The sequence below is a fragment of the Polaromonas sp. P1_G2 genome, from assembly GCF_056405515.1.
The window spans coordinates 1-396 of sequence record NZ_JBFUBY010001476.1; the positions used below are offsets into that span (position 1 = coordinate 1).

1 protein-coding gene is annotated in these 396 nt (G+C 62.6%); it reads left to right on the forward strand.

The annotated features are described in order from the left end of the window. A partial coding sequence (locus tag AC1D0P_RS31160) for an ATP-binding cassette domain-containing protein (RefSeq protein ID WP_477680260.1) occupies positions 1–396 on the forward strand: 396 nt, incomplete at both ends.

Below are 396 nucleotides of genomic sequence, written 5' to 3' on the forward strand. Positions count from 1 at the left end.
TCTCAAGCTCGGCTCGATGGCCGGCCGCAAGGGCGACTGGTCGATCGACAAGATCCTCGACATCTTCCCCAACCTGAAGAAGCGCATCAACCACCAGACCGGCCATCTCTCCGGCGGCGAACAGCAGGCCACGGCCATCGGCCGGGCGCTGATGAGCAATCCGGATGTCCTGCTGCTTGATGAAGTTTCGCTTGGTCTTTCACCGCTGATCGTCGACCGCGTCTATGAATCGCTCGACGGCCTGATCAAATCCGGCACGACCATCATCCTGGTCGAGCAGGACCTCGCCCGCGCCATGAATGTCGCGAGCCGCGTCATCTGCATGCTCGAAGGCCGCATCGCGCTGGAGGGCAACGCCAGGTCGCTCACCCGCGACCAGGTCACCGAGGCCTATTT